Raw genomic sequence first — 15,666 nt, 5'->3', positions numbered from 1 at the left:
ACCGTATCCCTGTCGAATACGGTGGGCGGGCCCGAGCAACACGCCTGCTTACTCGTCGATCGCCAGCATGCCCTCATCGATCGCATACTGGATCGACTTCTCCAGGTCCGGGCACGGATCCGGCCGCCCCGGCCCGGCCAGTTTCGCGAAGACCGGGCAGTGTTCGGCCGGGCTGACCGTCCACTGCACCGAACGCTGGTGCGAGGAGGACTTGCGGACCAGGACTTCCACTCCGCATGCCCGGCAGCCCACCGGCGTCAGGCCGTCTTCGAGATAGCGCTGCCTGTCGACGACCGTCTGGGCACGCACCTGTTCCCGGCGTTCCGGGCGGTCCGCGAAATCGGGTGCTTTGGCCCAGGAGACCATCAGGCACCCGCCTCCTGCTTGACGGCAGGGTCCTGCTGTGCCGCGTCCTCTTCCTTCTTGCGCCGCAGATTCTCGGCGACCTCGGCCTCCCAGTGCTCGTTGGCCTTGGTGGTGTCGACCTCGAATTCGAAGCGCTGCACCATCTTCGGGTCGATATCGGCGACGTCGACGTAGAACTGGTCGTACCAGCGGCGCAGCTGGTAGACCGGGCCGTCCTCCTCGCAGAGCAGCGGGTTGTCGATCTTGGACTTGTGCTTCCAGATCTCCACGTCCTGCAGGAAGCCGTCACCGAAGAAGTCGGTCATGGACTTGGCCAGCTTCTCCGCCGTCTCGTCGTCGATGCCCTTGGGCTTCTCGACCGACAGGCCGTACTGCAGCACGAACGAATCCTGCGTCACCGGGTAGTGGCAGTTGATCAGCTGGACCTTGATCTGGTAACCGCCGTAGATATTGGTCAGCGGGTTGATCATGTAGGACGGGCCGAAGTAGGACGCCTCCGACTTCAGCAGCGTCTCCCCGCCGTACTTGGCGGCCATGCCGATGTCCGGACGGCCCTTCGTCTCGAGGAACTGCGTGGCCACGTGGCCTTCGAAGACGTTCTTGAAGTACGTCGGGAAGGCGAAGTGGATGTAGAAGAAGTGGGCCATGTCCACCACGTTGTCCACGATCTCGCGGCAGTTGGCGCCCTCGATCAGCATGGTGTTCCAGGTGAACGGGGTCCAGTCGTTGTTGCGCTCTTCGACCGGGTTGCCGTCGGCGTCGGTGTAGGGCCCCTCGATATAGGGGATGGTGACCTCGTCCGGCGGCGGATTGCCCTCGTGGTCGTGCCAGACGTAGAGCTGGCCGTTGCGCTCGAGGGTGGTCCAGGCGCGGGTGCGGGCCAGCGGCGGCACGCGCCGCGCGTACGGGATCGAGGTGCAGCGGCCGTTGCCGCCCCAGCGCCAGTCGTGGAACGGGCACGCGATGGAGTCGCCCTTGATCTCGCCCATGCTGAGATCGCCGCCGAGGTGGCGGCAGTAGGCGTCGAGCACCTTCAGCTCGTCGTTGCTGTCGGCCCACACCACGAGTTTGGTGCCGAAAGCCTGCACGGCATGTGGCTTACCGTCGCGAAACGTCTCGGCCAGGCCCAGGCAATGCCAGCCCCGCGCGTACCGCGTCGGTGTCGAGCCGACGTCGATCTCGCGGACCTTCCCGCTCCGCTGTGCGGTTTCTGCCATCGTCATCCCTCCTCTGGAAGTACTAGAACACGTTACAAAATTGAGCGGCCCAGCGCCAGCTATTCCGTTGACTACCAGGCAAAGGTGTTCGTTATGGGACAATGAACACCCGTTCTCGACATAAATAAGAACGTGTTCTAGTCTCAAGACAAGTATCGGTTCCGCAGAACGGAATGCGACCGATACACCCGTTCCGATTTCGACCAGGCAGGAGCAGCCCCCGAGATGACGCAAGAAGTAACCGAGCGGGTCGAAGCACTGTTGCCGAAGCTGCGCGAACAAGCGCAGGAGGCAGAAGATCTGCGCCGCATCCCAGACGAGACCATGAAGGCGCTGCAAGAGACCGGTTTCTTCAAGCTGCTGCAGCCGCGCCAGTGGGGCGGATACGCCGCCGACCCGGTCGTGTTCTACGACACCGTGCGCAAGATCGCCAGCGCCTGCGGTTCCACCGGCTGGGTGGCCGGCATCATCGGCGTGCACAACTGGCATCTGGCGCTGTTCGACCAGCAGGCGCAAGGGGAGGTCTGGGGCGAGGACACCCAGGTCCGCATCTCCTCCTCCTACGCCCCGATGGGCGCCGGCGTGGTGACCGAGAGCGGCGACGGCTACATCGTCAACGGCTCCTGGGCCTGGTCGTCGGGTAGCGATCACGCCACCTGGACCTTCGTCGGTGGTCCGGTGATCAAGGACGGGAAGCCGGTCGACTTCGGCAGCTTCCTGGTTCCGCGCACCGACTACCGCATCGACGACGTGTGGAATGTGGTGGGCCTCAAGGGCACCGGCTCCAACACCCTGGTGCTGGAGAACGTCTTCGTGCCGCGGCACCGCTTCCTCAGTTACAAGAGCATGAACGACCTGACCGCGCCCGGTCTGCAGCAGAACACGGACCCGGTCTACAAGATGCCGTGGGGCACCATCCATCCCACCACCATCTCCACGCCGATCGTCGGCATGGCCTACGGTGCGCTGGACGCGCACGTGGAGCATCAGGGCAAGCGCCTGCGCGCGGCCTACGCCGGGGAGAAGGCCAAGGACGACCCGTTCGCCAAGGTGCGCATCGCCGAGGCCGCCAGCGATATCGACGCCGCGTGGCGGCAGCTGTCGGGCAATGTCGCCGACGAGTACAAGCTGCTGGTCGCCGGCGAGGAGATTCCGTTCGACCTGCGCGTGGCGGCCCGTCGCGATCAGGTTCGCGCCACCGGCCGGGCCATCGCCTCGATCGACAAGCTGTTCGAGAGCTCGGGTGCGACCGCGCTCGCGAACGGCACTCCGCTGCAGCGTTTCTGGCGCGACGCACACGCCGGCCGCGTGCACGCCGCCAACGATCCCGAGCGCGCCTACATGATGTACGGCACCCACGCGTTCGGCCTGCCGGTCACCGACGGGATGGTGTGATGACCGCCGTCTCCGAGTTGACCTACGAGTCCACCTCGAAGTTCGCCCAGGTCCGCCCGGATCTGAAGCTGCACTATCACGAGGCCGGCGAGGGCAACGGTCCCACCATCGTGCTGCTGCACGGCGGTGGCCCGGGCGCTTCGTCGTGGTCGAACTTCGCGCGCAACATTCCGGTGCTGGCGCGGCACTTCCACGTGCTGGCGGTGGATCAGCCGGGCTTCGGGCAGTCGGACAAGCCGACCGACCACCCGCAGTACTTCGTGCACAGCGCCTCGGCGCTGAAGGATCTGCTCGACACCCTCGGCATCACCGAACGCGTTCACCTGCTGGGCAATTCGCTCGGCGGCGGCGCGGCGGTGCGCTTCGCGCTCGACTATCCGGACCGGGCCGGCAAGCTGGTTCTGATGGGTCCCGGCGGACTGAGCACCAACCTGTTCGCGCCGGATCCCACCGAGGGCGTCAAGGCGCTGGGCAAGTTCAACGTCGAGCCCACCCGCGACAATCTGGAGAAGTTCCTGCGGATCATGGTCTTCGACCAGTCGCTGATCACGCCGGAACTGCTCGACGAGCGCTTCGCCTCGGCCGGCACGCCCGAAGCGCTGGCCGCGACCCGCGCGATGGGTAAGTCGTTCGCCAGTGCGGATTTCGAGAAGGGCATGCTGTGGCGGGAGGCGTACAAGTTGCGCCAGCCGGTGCTGCTCATCTGGGGCCGTGAGGACCGGGTGAATCCGCTCGACGGTGCCCTGGTGGCGCTGAAGACCATCCCGCGCGCGCAACTGCACGTGTTCGGCGGGTGCGGACACTGGGCGCAGCTGGAGAAGTTCGACGAATTCAACCGGCTGGCAACCGATTTCCTCTTCGGTGTGAAGGAGGCACGATGACCTACCATTGCGCAGCCGGTCATCGGGCCGATCGGGTGCGGGTGTCCCGCAAAGCGAAGGAGGCACGATGAGTATTCGTGCGCTCGGGTACATGCGCATCGAGGCGACCGACGTGGCCGCCTGGCGCGAGTACGGGCTCAAGGTGCTCGGCATGATGGAGGCCGACGGACCCGACCCGGATGCCCTCTATCTGCGGATGGACGATTTTCCCGCCCGCCTGGTGATCGTGCCGGGTGAGCAGGACCGCCTGCAGGTCTCGGGCTGGGAGGTCACCGATGCCCCAGGGCTGCAACGGCTTCGGGAGACGCTGACCAAGGCCGACGTCGCCTTCGACGAGGGCACCAAGGACGAGCTCGCGGAGCGGCGCGTCGAGGGCATGATCCGCTTCCAGGACCCCTCCGGCAATACGCTCGAGGCGTTCTACGGCGCCCAGTACCTTGCCCGGCGTTTCGTCAGCCCCTACGGTCACAAGTTCGTCACCGCCGAACAGGGCCTGGGACACGTCGTGCTGACCTGCTCCGACGATGCCGAAGCGCAGGCGTTCTATCAGGACGTCCTGGGGTTCCGGCTGCGCGATTCGATGCGGCTGCCACCGCAGGTCGTCGGCCGGCCCGCCGACGGTGACCCGGCGTGGCTGCGCTTCTACGGCTGCAATCCGCGCCACCACGCGCTGGCGTTCCTGCCGCTGCCGAATCCGACCGGCATCGTGCACCTCATGGTCGAGGTGGAGAATTCCGACGACGTCGGTCTCTGCCTGGATCGCGCGCTGCGCAAGAAGGTCAAGATGTCGGCCACCCTCGGCCGCCACATCAACGACAAGATGTTGTCGTTCTACATGAAGACCCCCGGCGGATTCGACATCGAATTCGGCTGTGAGGGTTTGGAAGTCGATGACCACTCCTGGATCGCGCGGGAATCCACCGCGGTGAGCCTGTGGGGTCACGACTTCACGGTGGGATTCAAGTAGCGAAGCGCGGAGAGGGCGACAACCATGACCGCCACGGGCGAATACCCGGAGATCGACGGCCGGCAGTTCCGGAATGTGCTGGGACAGTTCTGCACCGGCATCACGGTGATCACCACCTTCACCGAGGCCGAGGACGCCGAGCGGGCGCCGATCGGTTTCGCCTGTCAGTCCTTCGCCGCCCTCTCCCTCGACCCGCCGCTGGTACTGTTCTGCCCCACCAAAGGGTCGCGGTCCTGGGCCGCGATCGAGCAGTCGGGACGGTTCTGCGTGAACGTCCTGGCCGAGGAGCAGCAAAAGGTGTGTGCCCGCTTCGGTTCCCGCGAACCCGACAAGTTCGCCGGAATCGGCTGGAGCACTTCGGATCTGGGACTTCCGGTCCTGGGCGACGCGCTGGCCACGATCCAGTGCACGGTGGACAGCGTCGTCGACGGCGGCGATCACTACATCGTGATCGGCCGGGTACTGGCCCTGTCGGAGTCCACGGACTCCGGCAGGCCGCTTCTCTTCTACCGCGGCCAGTACACCGCCATCGAACCCGAGAAGACCACCCCGGCCCCCTGGCGGGCCGACCTCGAGCACTTCCTCACCACGACCACCCTGGATACCTGGTTGTAGATCTCGCGAACACAGAACGAGGGCGGTCACCTTTCGCGGTGGCCGCCCTCCGCTGTTTCGCGCGGCCGAGGCCGTAGTGGGCCCGCACGTCGGCGTAGCACGGTGACAGTTCGGTCATGGTGACCTCCGATGGTCGGCGCGGACGGGCTCGGATTCGTCAGGCGCTGCCGTGTCCGGTGGGTGCGTTGACCGTGACCGGATCGGTCAGCATGCTGGTGATCGTCGCGGTGTGAGTTCTGTCGATCGGGGCAGTGTGTGGATATCTTGAGTGAGACGGTGGCGGCTGTGCGAACCGGAATGCCCGCCTCGGGCCTGTTCGTGCGGCACGCGCCGTGGGGAAGGCGGTATCCGCTGGTCCCGGGCGCCGGTTTCCATATCGTGCTGCAGGGCGAATGCTGGTTGCTGGCACCGGATTCGGAGCCGGTGCGGATGGGGCCCGGCGATGTGTTGTTCATGCCCCGTGGTGCCGCGCATGTGATCGCGGACAGTCCGCACAGTGCGATCACCGAGGTGGCGACCCCCGGAGAGCCGCGTGAGATTACCGGGCCGGGATCACGGACCACCCTGTTGTGCGGGGCATACGAGGTCAGCCGGAGTCGTCGTCATCCGCTGCTGGACCAACTGCCCGACTTCCTGCACCTACCCGCCGATCCGGACCGCTACCCGGCCCTGCGTGCCGCGGTGGATCTGCTCGTCGGCGAGCTCACCGAACCGCGGCCGGGCACCGACGCCGCCGTACCCGCGCTGTTGGATACGCTGCTGTTGTTCGTCCTGCGCTCCTGGTACGAGCAGGCCGAAACCTCGGGGTGGGCGGGCGCTTTCGCCGATCCGGCGGTGTCGGCCGCGCTGCGCTCCATCCACGCCGACCCCGCGCGAGCCTGGACCGTGCCCGAGCTGAGCGCGATGGCGGGAGTATCTCGCGCCACCCTGGCCCGCCGATTCGCCGCGACCGTGGGTGAAGCGCCGCTGGCGTATCTGACCCGCTGGCGCATGCTCACCGCCGCACGCCTGCTGCGCGAGACGGACCTGCCGATCGCGGCGATCGCGCACCGGGTCGGCTACGGCTCCGAATTCGCCTTCGCCAAGGCGTTCAAGCGCGAGTACACCCTCGCGCCCGGGCGTTATCGCCGCGCCGAGGAGTTGCCGCCCGTCCTCGCGGTGTGAGGAGGCCGAATGCGTCCGGAAAACCCTGTGCCGCTGGGCCGGAGGTAGCGCCGTGATTCAGCTGAACGGGGTCGAGTGTTCCTGCCGGACCCCGTCCACGTACAGCTCGACCTTCTCGTTGTAGAAGCAGACCAGCCCGGCGACCTTCTGACTCTCCGGCAGGGGCGTGCGGTAGTACCAGACCAGATCGGGATAGTCGGTGTCGCCGACGCGGATGTTGTAGTACTCGGCGGTGCCCTTGTAGGGGCAGCTCGTCGTGGTGGCCGAGGGCGTGAGCAGATCCATCCGCACATCGGTCAGCGGCAGGTAATAGCGCGGGACGAGACCGGTCTCGTAGAGAATGTGCGGCGAATTCGATTCCGCCACAACCTCTCCGCCGATCTCCACCCGCACCGTGCGGGAACTGGCGAGGATGTCGACGCGCGTATAGGGATTGCGCGGATGGACGTAGATCGGCTCGTCCTCCTCGAACCACCGGTCCATCTGTTCCCAGTCCAAGCGGATGTGCTCGCGCAACTCCGGGATCGGCGACTCCGGATAGCGAAGGGCCGCAGCAGGTCTGGTGCTTCCGCCGATCACCACGTCGTAGATGTCGCCCTCGCCGCGACTGGTGGAATGTTTGGTCGATCCGGTCGCGACCAGTTCCGCGCGAACGTCCTCGGCCGGCACATAGTAGGTGGGATAGTAGGGACTCTCCCAGACCAGCAGCGGACGGATGGTATCCGCGACGACCTGCCCGTCCACATAGGCCCGAATCCGCCGATGCCCCGCCTCGGTCCGTACCCGCCCCCGATTCGTCTCGGTCATCTCACCACGGTACGCGCGGAAGGTGACAACCCCGGGTAAGTGGTCGACGGGGCACCGGCCCGCAGCGATGTGCCCGAACTTTTCGTGCAAACCTTGGCGGAAATGCGAGGAAACTGCCCAGAACGGCTGGGTTTGCACGATTTGTTCACCGCTACCCGACGCACGAGCGACAACTGGCCGTGGACAGGAAAAGGCCGGAATCCCCTGCGGGTTTCGCGAGGGGATTCCGGCTCACCGCCGTTGCGGTCAGAGAAGGGGTACCGCAGCGGAGGGTGCCGTCGGGGCGAGGGGGTGGGTCGCCCGCGACGACGAGTTCGGTCAGTCGTCGCCGACGGTGATCGCTTCGGCTTCGGCCGGGCTGTGTTCGGCCGGGTCGTGGTCGTCCACGTGGGACAGGGCCGACCGGCCGCCGAGCAGTACCAGCACGCCGACCGCGGTACACGCGGCGCCGACCCAGAACGGGAGGGCCATCTGATGTTCGCCGAGCTTGCCGGCCAGATACGGGGCGGCGGCGCCACCGACGAAGCGGACGAAGCTGTAGGCGGCCGATGCGGTGGAGCGTTCCACCGGGGCGGAGATCATCACGGCCTCGGTGATGAGGGTGTTGTTCACGCCGAGGAACAGGCCCGCCAGTACGGTGCCCACGATCAGCACGGGCTTGTGGTCGGCCCAGATCGCCATGGCGGCCAGATCGGCGGCGAACAGCGCCAGCGCCGTCGCGATCATCGGGACGGTGCCGAACATGCGCTGCAGTCGCGGCGCGAACACCACCGACGCCAGCGCCAGCAGCAGACCCCAGCCGAAGAAGATGAACCCGATCGAATAGGTACCCATGTTCAGCGGGAACGGGGTGTAGGCCAGCAGCGTGAAGAAGCCGTAGTTGTAGAGCAGCGCGGTGATGCTGACGAGCAACAGTCCGCGGTGTCGTAAAGCCTTGAACGGGGCCGTGATCGAGGTGTGGTGGGCCGGTTTCGGCATCTCCGGCAGCAGCACGACGATCGCGACGAACGCGACCGCCATCAGGACGGCGACGCCGAAGAACGGTGCGCGCCAGCTGAATCCGCCCAGGAACCCGCCGACCAGCGGTCCGGCGGCGATACCGATGCCCAGTGCCGCCTCGTACAGGATGATGGCGCGGGCGACCCCGCCGCTGGCCGCGCCCACGATGGTGGCCAACGCGGTCGCGATGAACAGCGCGTTACCCAGTCCCCATCCGGCGCGGAACCCGACGATCTGCCCGACCGTGCCCGACGATCCGGCCAGCGCGGCGAACACGACGATGATGGCCAGGCCGGCGAGCAGCGTCTTCTTGGCGCCGAAACGGCTCGACACCACGCCGGTGATCAGCATCGCGACACCGGTGACCAGCATGTAACTGGTGAACAGCAGGGTGACCTGAGAGGGTGACGCGTGCAGTTGTTCGCCGATCGGTTTCAGGATCGGATCCACCAGGCCGATACCCATGAAGGCGATGACCGAGGCGAAAGCTACTGCCCATACCGATTTGGGCTGCTTGGTCTTCGGAGTGGTCGTCGCCTCGGTCGCGGTCGGTGATGAGAGAGTGGTGCTCATCAACGCTCCTACTTCGAGACAGTGTGTGGTGCAGCCGATTTCAGGGCTTCGAGGAGATCGGTCAGCTCACTTTCGAGGTGGCTGAGCCGGTCGATGCCGAAGTCGGGCAACCGGGCCGCGAGGGCGGTGCCGAACGCGCGACGGGACACGGACAGCTGTTCGCGTCCCGCCGGCGTCAGCTCGACGACCACTGCTCTGGAGTCGTCGGGGTCTTTGGTGCGGGCCGCGAGTCCGGCGGCTGTCAGCCGGCCGATCAGCGCCGTTGCCGAGGGCTGGGAGCAACCGTCGATCTCCGCGAATTCGCTGATTCGCAGCGGACCGTGCTCTTCGAGCGTGGACAGCGCCCGCACCATCGCGCGCGGGAGCGCTCGGGTTCCCAGCGTGCCTGCCAGTCGAGTGAGCCGCGCGGCGGTGACGGCGATGTCGACCATGAGCACCTCGGCCGGATCCGGGGCGGAGACCGAGCTCCGGACCGGATCGGGGAGGGTGGGCGACTCGTTCGACTGCACGAGAATTATGTTACATAAGCTAACTATGTATGTACATAGCCTAACTATCTATTTCCGCGTGACGTCGCGCACAGCTCGTTTCGGCAGGTCGGCGACAGTGGTGGCAGAGTCGGACGGCCGGGTCGCGAACACGACTCGACCCCGCGACCGTAGGGGCGCGGGGTCGGAGTACGCGAATACGGCCGCGTGGATTGTCGGTCGGATCAGGCGGGTCGGGCCAGCGGCCGTCCCGGCATTCCGAACAGTTCGGCATCGCCGTGCGCCCGCTTGAAGAACAGATGCGCGTCGTGCTCCCAGGTGATGGCGATACCACCGTGCATCTGCACGGTCTCCGACACCACCGAACGGAACGCGTGCGAGCAGTGGATGCGCGCCGATTCGAGGTCGAGCGTCGTCTCGGCGGACACCGGTCGATCGAGATCCGCGATCGCGGCGTACGCGGCCGAGCGGGCCGACTCCACCAGCACGTACATATCGGCCATGCGGTGCTTGAGTGCCTGGAAACTGCCGATCGCGCGGCCGAACTGTACGCGCGACTTGCTGTACTCCACGGTCAGGTCGAGGCATTGATCGGTCGCGCCGACCTGTTCGGCGGCCAGGGCGGCCCAGGCGACCGCGCGCAGGCGGGCCGTGATCGCAGCCGCATCACCGCCCAGCCGGGTGGCCGCCGCGCCGTCGAAGGCGACGGTGCTCAGGCGCCGGGTCGGATCCATGGTCCGGACGACGGTGCGGGTGACTCCCGCTGCGGTGGCATCGATTTCGTAGAGCCCGTCGGCCGTCACCACCAGCAGGGTGTCGGCATTGACGCCGTCCAGGACGTAGTGCGCCGTTCCTGTCAGGGTGCCGCCGTCCGCCCGCACGGCGTATTCCGCCGCCGCGTTTGCGTGTGCCCCCGTGGCCCAGCCCTTGTCGTCCGCCCAGCACACCGCGAGCGTCCGGGTACCCTCGGCGACGCCGGGCAGCAATCGTTGCGCCGCATCGGCATCACCCGTCGCGAGCAGCGCCTGGACGCCGAGGACGGCCGACCCGAGCATCGGCGGGTTGTGCAGCGTGCGCCCGAGTTCCTCGAGCACCACCAGCGCCGTATCGAGGTCGGCCCCGACGCCGCCGTACTCCTCCGGAATCGCCAGCGCGGCCACACCCACCTGCTCGCACAGCAGTTGCCACAACCGCTCGTCGTAGCCGAGTTCGCTGTCGATCGCCTGCCGCAGGGCGGCCCGGTCGCCGTGGCGGGTGAGGACGGCGCGGACGGTCGCGGCCAATTCCTGCAGTTCCGCGGTATCGGTCATCGCCGTACTCCCGTCTCGTCGTATCGGTGGTTCACGCGCCGGCCGCCGCCGGCGTACGCAGCGCCGCGGCGACCCGGGCGCGATGGAAATCGGCGGTGCCCCAGGCGGATCGGAGCGCGGTCACCTTGGCCAGCCACAGCGACAGATCGCATTCGGACGTGTAGCCGATGGCGCCGTGCACCTGCAGGGCGATCCGTGCCGTCCGGTACGCGGCCTCCGCGCAGGCGAATTTGGCCGCCGAGACATCGCGGGCGCGGTCGGCGGTATCGAAGCTCAGTGCCGCGCGGTACAGCAGCGGTTCGGCCATGTCGAGGCCGATCTTCGCGTCGGCCAGATGGTGTTTGATGGCCTGATAGCGCCCGATCGGCTGCCCGAACTGATGCCGCTGGATCACATAGGCGACGCTGGTGGCCAGCATCGCGTTACCCGCGCCCAGCAGTTGCGCCGCGGCCGCCAGCGCACCGGCGTCGAACGCCGTCTCGGCCGCCGCGAGCACCGAATCACCTTGCGCCACAACCTCGTCCGGGTTCACCGAGTAGAGCCGCCGCGCCGCGTCCACCGATTCGATCCGGTCGCCGCGGCGAGCCGTGCACAGCTTGTCACCGTCCACGACCAGCACCACGTCGGCGGAATCGGCGTCGAGAGCGGGCGTCTGCGGCGAGAGCGCGATGGTGCCGAGCGATTCACCCTCGGCGAAGCCGGGCAGCCAGCGCCGCGCCGGGCCGGAATCATCGAGGGCCTGCAACAGCGCCGGAATCACCGCGGCGGTCTCGATCACCGGTCCCGGTACCGCGGCCCGGCCGAATTCCCGGCACGCCACCACCAGGTCGATGGTCTCGGCGCCCATCCCGTCGTATTCCTCGGCAACGGCCAGGCCCAGCGCGCCGGCGCCGGCCAACTGCCGGATCAGTGCCCGGCCGCCGCGGGCGCCGCCGCCGTTCCAGTTGCGGATGACGGCGGGCGTACCCGCGGCATCGCACATCTTGCGCAGGCTGTCGGCGAAGTCGCGTTGTTCGGGGGACAGTGCAAATCTCATCGTTGGGTCCATTCGGGGGTGCGGCGCGGGGAGGCGGGATGGCACATGGCGGATCTCAACGCGGTAGCCCGAGCAGGCGCTCGGCGACGATATTGCGCTGAATCTCGTTGGTACCGGCGTAGATCGGGCCCGCCAGCGAGAACAGGTAGCCGTCGGTCCAGGCGCTGCTGTGCTCTGCGGAGGCGCCGAGCAGATCCAGGGCGGTCTCGTGCATCGCGATATCGAGTTCGGACCAGAAGACCTTGTTGATCGACGATTCCGCGCCGAGTTTGCCGCCCTCCGACAACCGGGTCACGGTGCCGAGCGTGTTGAGCCGGTAGGCCTCCGCGCCGATCCACGCGTCGACCACACGATTGCGGGCCGCGGTGTCGGCCGGATCGGCGGTCTCGCGCCACAGCTCGATCAAGCGCGCGGCCGTGGCGTTGAAGCGGCCGGGGCTGCGCAGCGAGAGGCCGCGCTCGTTGCTGGAGGTGCTCATCGCCACCCGCCAGCCCGCGCCCGGTTCGCCGATCACGTCGCGATCGGGGACGAAGACGTTGTCCAGGAAGATCTCCGCGAAACCGGGCTCGCCGTCGAGCTGCGGGATGGGCCGAACGGTCACACCGGCGGCCGACAGCGGGAACATCACATAGGTGAGGCCCTTGTGCCGCTCCGCCTCCGGATCGCTGCGGAACAGGCCGAAGGCCCAGTCCGCGAACGAGGCTCGCGAACTCCACGTCTTCTGCCCGTTGAGTACCCAGCCGCCCTCGACCCGCTTCGCGCTGGAGCGAATGCCCGCCAGGTCGCTACCGGCCTCCGGTTCCGACCACGCCTGCGCCCAGATGTCGTCGGCGCGAGCCATTCTCGGCAGAATGCGCTCGAGCTGTTCGGGCGTGCCGTGTTCGAACAGGGTGGGGGCCAGCAGGAAGATGCCGTTCTGGCTCACCCGCCCGGGCGCGCCCGCGGCGTAGTACTCCTCCTCGAACAGCACCCACTCGAGCAGCGAGGCGTCACGCCCGCCGTATTCGCGCTGCCATGACACCACCGAGAGCCGCGCCTCGGCGAGGGTGTGCTCCCAGGCCCGATGCGCCTCGAAACCCTCCCGGGTGTCCATCGACGGCAGCGGTTCGGCGGGGACGTTCGCGCGCAGGAATTCCCGTACTTCGAGCTGGAATTGCGCTGCGGCCGAATCGAGTTCGAGATCCATCTACTTGCCGCTCCGTTCTGCGGTCGTGGCGGTCGTTGCGGTCGTCTTCATCGACTTGGCGTTCATTCCGGCCAGCGAGTCGGTGCCGACCTCGGCGTTGTGGGCGTGGGCGAAGTGGTGCAGGCCGAAGACCGAGTCCATGCCGGCGCGCATGCCCATCAGGTCCTCGCACTGGTTGACGGCCTTCTTGGTGAGCGCCAGGCCGAATTGCGGCATGGTGGCGATCTTCTCGGCCAGTTCGAGGGTGTGCGATTCCAGCTCGGCGCGCGGCACGACCCGGTTGACCATGCCCCATTCGTAGGCCTGCTCGGCGCTGAACCGATCACCGGTGAACAGCACCTCCTTGGCCCGCCGCGGTCCCAGCACCCACGGGTGCGCGAAGTACTCGACGCCCGGAATGCCCATCCGCACAACCGGATCGGAGAAGAACGCGTCGTCGGCGGCGACGATCAGGTCGCACACCCACGCCAGCATCATCGCACCGGCGATGCAGGCGCCCTGCACCATCGCGATGGTGGGCTTGGGGATCTCGCGCCAGCGCCGGCACATGCCGAGGTAGACCTCGAGCTCCCGGGCGAAGCGCTGATCGCCGCCGGGCCGGTCGACGTGGTCCCACCACAGCGCGGCCTTGTTGTCGTATTCGATGTGATGATCGCGTCCGGGCGTGCCGATGTCGTGCCCCGCGCTGAAGTGTTTTCCGCTGCCCGCCAGGATGATCACCTTGACCTCGGCGTCCTCGACCGCGCGGGTGAAGGCGGCGTCGAGTGCGTAGGTCATCACCGAATTCTGGGCGTTGCGGTAGTCCGGCCGGTTCATCGTGACCAGGGCGATCGGACCGCGGCGCTCGTAGGTGACGACCTCGCCCTCGTCCGGAATCGGCGCGGGGGTTGCGTCTGTGGTCACGAGATCTCCTCACGTAGTTGCCGCTTGAGCACCTTTCCGGCGGCGCTGTAGGGCAGCCGGTCCCGGAACTCCACGAATCGCGGCACCTTGAAATTGGCCAGGGTCTTCTTCGCGTAGGCGATGACGTCGTCTTCGGACAGGTCGGCGCCCGCCCGGCGCACGATGTAGGCCTTGCCGACCTCGCCCATCCGCTCGTCCGGCACCCCGATCACGGCGGATTCGGCGACGCCGTCGAGCCGGGCGAGGGTCTGTTCGATCTCGGCCGGGTAGACGTTGAAGCCGCCGGAGATGTACATGTCCTTGAGCCGGTCGGTGATCTTGAGATATCCGCGCTCGTCGAGGATGCCGACGTCGCCGGTGTGCAACCAGCCCTCGGCGTCGATGGTCTTGGCGGTGGCCTCGGGATCGTCGAGGTAGCCGACCATCACGTTCGGCCCACGCAGCAACACCTCGCCGTGATCGCCGATGCGCACCTCGAATCCGGCCATGGCCGCACCCGAGGTGTTGGCGATGGTCTCGGGATCGTCGTCGGGCAGGCACATGGTGCCGAAGCCGGAGGATTCCGAGAGGCCGTAGGCGGTGACGACCACCTCGAATTCCAGTTCGCTGCGCATTCTTTCGACCAGCACCACCGGTACGGTCGCCGCGCCGGTGACCGCCACCCGCAGGCTGCTCAGATCGAAATCGGCGCGGGCGGGATGTTCCAGGATGGTCTGGTAGATCGTCGGCGGGCCGGTCAATACGGTGATGGCCTGTTCCTGCACCATCCGCATCGTCTGCGGCACGTCGAAGGTCGCCTGCGGGACGATGGTCGCGCCGGTGACCAGGCAGGCCAGGATCGCCGCCTTGTAACCGAAGTTGTGGAAGAACGGCGGGATCACCAGATAGCGATCGGAACTGTTCAGCGTCGACCGCTGCACCCAGGCGCGCACCACATCGAGCGCCTGGCGCTGGGCGACCAGCGTGCCCTTGCTGCGGCCGGTGGTGCCGGAGGTGAACAGGATGTCGGCGATGTCGTCGGGCTCGACCGATTCCGCGCGGGCGATCACCTTCTCCACCGGCGTCTGCGCGGCCAGTTCGGCGAGTTGCGACCAGGCGATGGCGTCGTCGTAGGCCGACTCGCCCTCGGCCGGAACGACGATGACCGTTCCGACGGCCAAATCCGGTGCGGCGGCGCGCAATTCCGCGAGGCGCTGCCGGCCCAGGAACGGATCGGCGATGAACAGTGCCTTCGCGTCCACTCGGGCGATCACATCGGCGGCCTCGTCGGCGACGTAGCGGGTGTTGAGCGGGACCAGCGCGGCGCCGGTGTAGTGCGTGGCCAGCGCGGCCACCACCCAGTGCCAGGTGTTGGGCGCCCAGATCGCGATCCGATCGCCGCGCTGGATTCCGCGCGCGATCAGCGCCCCGGCCGTCTCCCGCACGGCGTCGAGTAGTTGCGCCCAGCTCAGCTGCACCTCGCCGTCGCTCACCGCCGGCGCATCGCCGTGGATGCGCGCGGCTTCGTGCAGGGCGAGAGGGGTGGTCTGCACAGGGGGTGTCACGTCGTCCTCGTCTTCTACACGCTGGTCGACGGGCCGAGCAGCCGGCTTCTCCGGCGTGGTGACGGCTCGGTCCGTCGGTCGATTCGCGCTGCAGGGCTCACCGCCCTACAAAGCAAGTGCTTGGTAGGTTACTCTACCGGAGTGAGTGCGATCCAGACCCCCGATTCCGCCGCCGGTGCGGATGCCTCCCCCGCGGCGGCCCCCGGTACGGAAAA

At 67.4% G+C, this 15,666-nt stretch carries 15 protein-coding genes; 5 read left to right on the top strand and 10 right to left on the bottom strand.

What is annotated here, in order from left to right; all coding sequences use genetic code 11:
• Positions 1–48 precede the first annotated feature (48 nt).
• Complete coding sequence (locus AC5592_RS23890) at positions 49–366, bottom strand: hypothetical protein (RefSeq protein WP_063065477.1); 318 nt, start codon at positions 364–366, stop codon at positions 49–51.
• Positions 366–1,583 carry a 3-ketosteroid-9-alpha-monooxygenase, oxygenase component gene (locus AC5592_RS23885; RefSeq protein ID WP_063065509.1) on the bottom strand — a complete coding sequence of 406 codons (1,218 nt, stop codon included), beginning with the start codon at positions 1,581–1,583 and terminating at the stop codon, positions 366–368. The genes AC5592_RS23890 and AC5592_RS23885 overlap by 1 nt, the downstream gene beginning before the upstream one ends.
• A gap of 225 nt (positions 1,584–1,808) precedes the next feature.
• Here AC5592_RS23885 and hsaA point away from each other — a divergent pair, with 225 nt between their 5' ends.
• The 5 genes from hsaA (at position 1,809) to AC5592_RS23860 (ending at position 6,605) form a co-directional block, all read left to right on the top strand.
• Complete coding sequence (gene hsaA / locus AC5592_RS23880) at positions 1,809–2,978, top strand: 3-hydroxy-9,10-secoandrosta-1,3,5(10)-triene-9,17-dione monooxygenase oxygenase subunit (RefSeq protein WP_063065476.1); 1,170 nt, start codon at positions 1,809–1,811, stop codon at positions 2,976–2,978.
• Positions 2,978–3,859, top strand: a complete 882-nt coding sequence (gene hsaD, locus AC5592_RS23875; protein WP_063065475.1) for a 4,5:9,10-diseco-3-hydroxy-5,9,17-trioxoandrosta-1(10),2-diene-4-oate hydrolase — start codon at positions 2,978–2,980, stop codon at positions 3,857–3,859. The genes hsaA and hsaD overlap by 1 nt, the downstream gene beginning before the upstream one ends.
• 67 nt (positions 3,860–3,926) lie before the next feature.
• Positions 3,927–4,826 (top strand): iron-dependent extradiol dioxygenase HsaC, encoded by a 900-nt coding sequence (gene hsaC / locus AC5592_RS23870; RefSeq protein WP_036497555.1) that lies wholly within the window; start codon positions 3,927–3,929, stop codon positions 4,824–4,826.
• A gap of 24 nt (positions 4,827–4,850) precedes the next feature.
• Positions 4,851–5,441, top strand: a complete 591-nt coding sequence (gene hsaB / locus AC5592_RS23865) for a 3-hydroxy-9,10-secoandrosta-1,3,5(10)-triene-9,17-dione monooxygenase reductase subunit (RefSeq protein WP_063065474.1) — start codon at positions 4,851–4,853, stop codon at positions 5,439–5,441.
• Between the two features lie 255 nt (positions 5,442–5,696).
• Complete coding sequence (locus tag AC5592_RS23860) at positions 5,697–6,605, top strand: AraC family transcriptional regulator (RefSeq protein ID WP_063065473.1); 909 nt, start codon at positions 5,697–5,699, stop codon at positions 6,603–6,605.
• Between the two features lie 57 nt (positions 6,606–6,662).
• On the opposite strand, the gene AC5592_RS23855 is transcribed toward AC5592_RS23860, so the two are convergent.
• The 8 genes from AC5592_RS23855 to AC5592_RS23820 form a co-directional block, all read right to left on the bottom strand.
• Positions 6,663–7,412: a DUF427 domain-containing protein gene (locus AC5592_RS23855; protein ID WP_036497592.1), complete on the bottom strand. Its 750-nt coding sequence runs from the start codon at positions 7,410–7,412 to the stop codon at positions 6,663–6,665.
• Positions 7,413–7,730: 318 nt separating this feature from the next.
• Positions 7,731–8,984 (bottom strand): MFS transporter, encoded by a 1,254-nt coding sequence (locus tag AC5592_RS23850; RefSeq protein WP_036497593.1) that lies wholly within the window; start codon positions 8,982–8,984, stop codon positions 7,731–7,733.
• Between the two features lie 8 nt (positions 8,985–8,992).
• The gene (locus tag AC5592_RS23845) at positions 8,993–9,493 is read right to left on the bottom strand and encodes a MarR family winged helix-turn-helix transcriptional regulator (protein ID WP_232329515.1); all 501 of its coding nucleotides are present in this window, start codon (positions 9,491–9,493) and stop codon (positions 8,993–8,995) included.
• A gap of 203 nt (positions 9,494–9,696) precedes the next feature.
• The gene (locus AC5592_RS23840) at positions 9,697–10,782 is read right to left on the bottom strand and encodes an acyl-CoA dehydrogenase family protein (protein ID WP_063065472.1); all 1,086 of its coding nucleotides are present in this window, start codon (positions 10,780–10,782) and stop codon (positions 9,697–9,699) included.
• A 31-nt stretch (positions 10,783–10,813) separates the two neighbouring features.
• Positions 10,814–11,818, bottom strand: coding sequence for an acyl-CoA dehydrogenase family protein (locus AC5592_RS23835; RefSeq protein WP_063065471.1), 1,005 nt, complete (start codon positions 11,816–11,818; stop codon positions 10,814–10,816).
• A 55-nt stretch (positions 11,819–11,873) separates the two neighbouring features.
• Entirely contained in the window at positions 11,874–13,004 is a 1,131-nt protein-coding gene (locus AC5592_RS23830; protein ID WP_063065470.1) for an acyl-CoA dehydrogenase family protein, read from the bottom strand.
• A complete protein-coding gene (locus AC5592_RS23825) occupies positions 13,005–13,907 on the bottom strand; it encodes an enoyl-CoA hydratase (RefSeq protein WP_269750206.1) in 903 nt (300 codons plus the stop codon). It lies immediately after the preceding gene.
• Positions 13,904–15,451, bottom strand: coding sequence for a FadD3 family acyl-CoA ligase (locus tag AC5592_RS23820; RefSeq protein WP_063065469.1), 1,548 nt, complete (start codon positions 15,449–15,451; stop codon positions 13,904–13,906). The genes AC5592_RS23825 and AC5592_RS23820 overlap by 4 nt, the downstream gene beginning before the upstream one ends.
• Positions 15,452–15,666 lie beyond the last annotated feature (215 nt).

The sequence above is a fragment of the Nocardia violaceofusca NBRC 14427 genome (assembly GCF_963869435.1).
Taxonomy (GTDB): domain Bacteria; phylum Actinomycetota; class Actinomycetes; order Mycobacteriales; family Mycobacteriaceae; genus Nocardia; species Nocardia aobensis.
The sequence above is the reverse complement of the archived record's forward strand: the minus strand, read 5'-3'. Positions and strand labels throughout refer to the sequence as shown.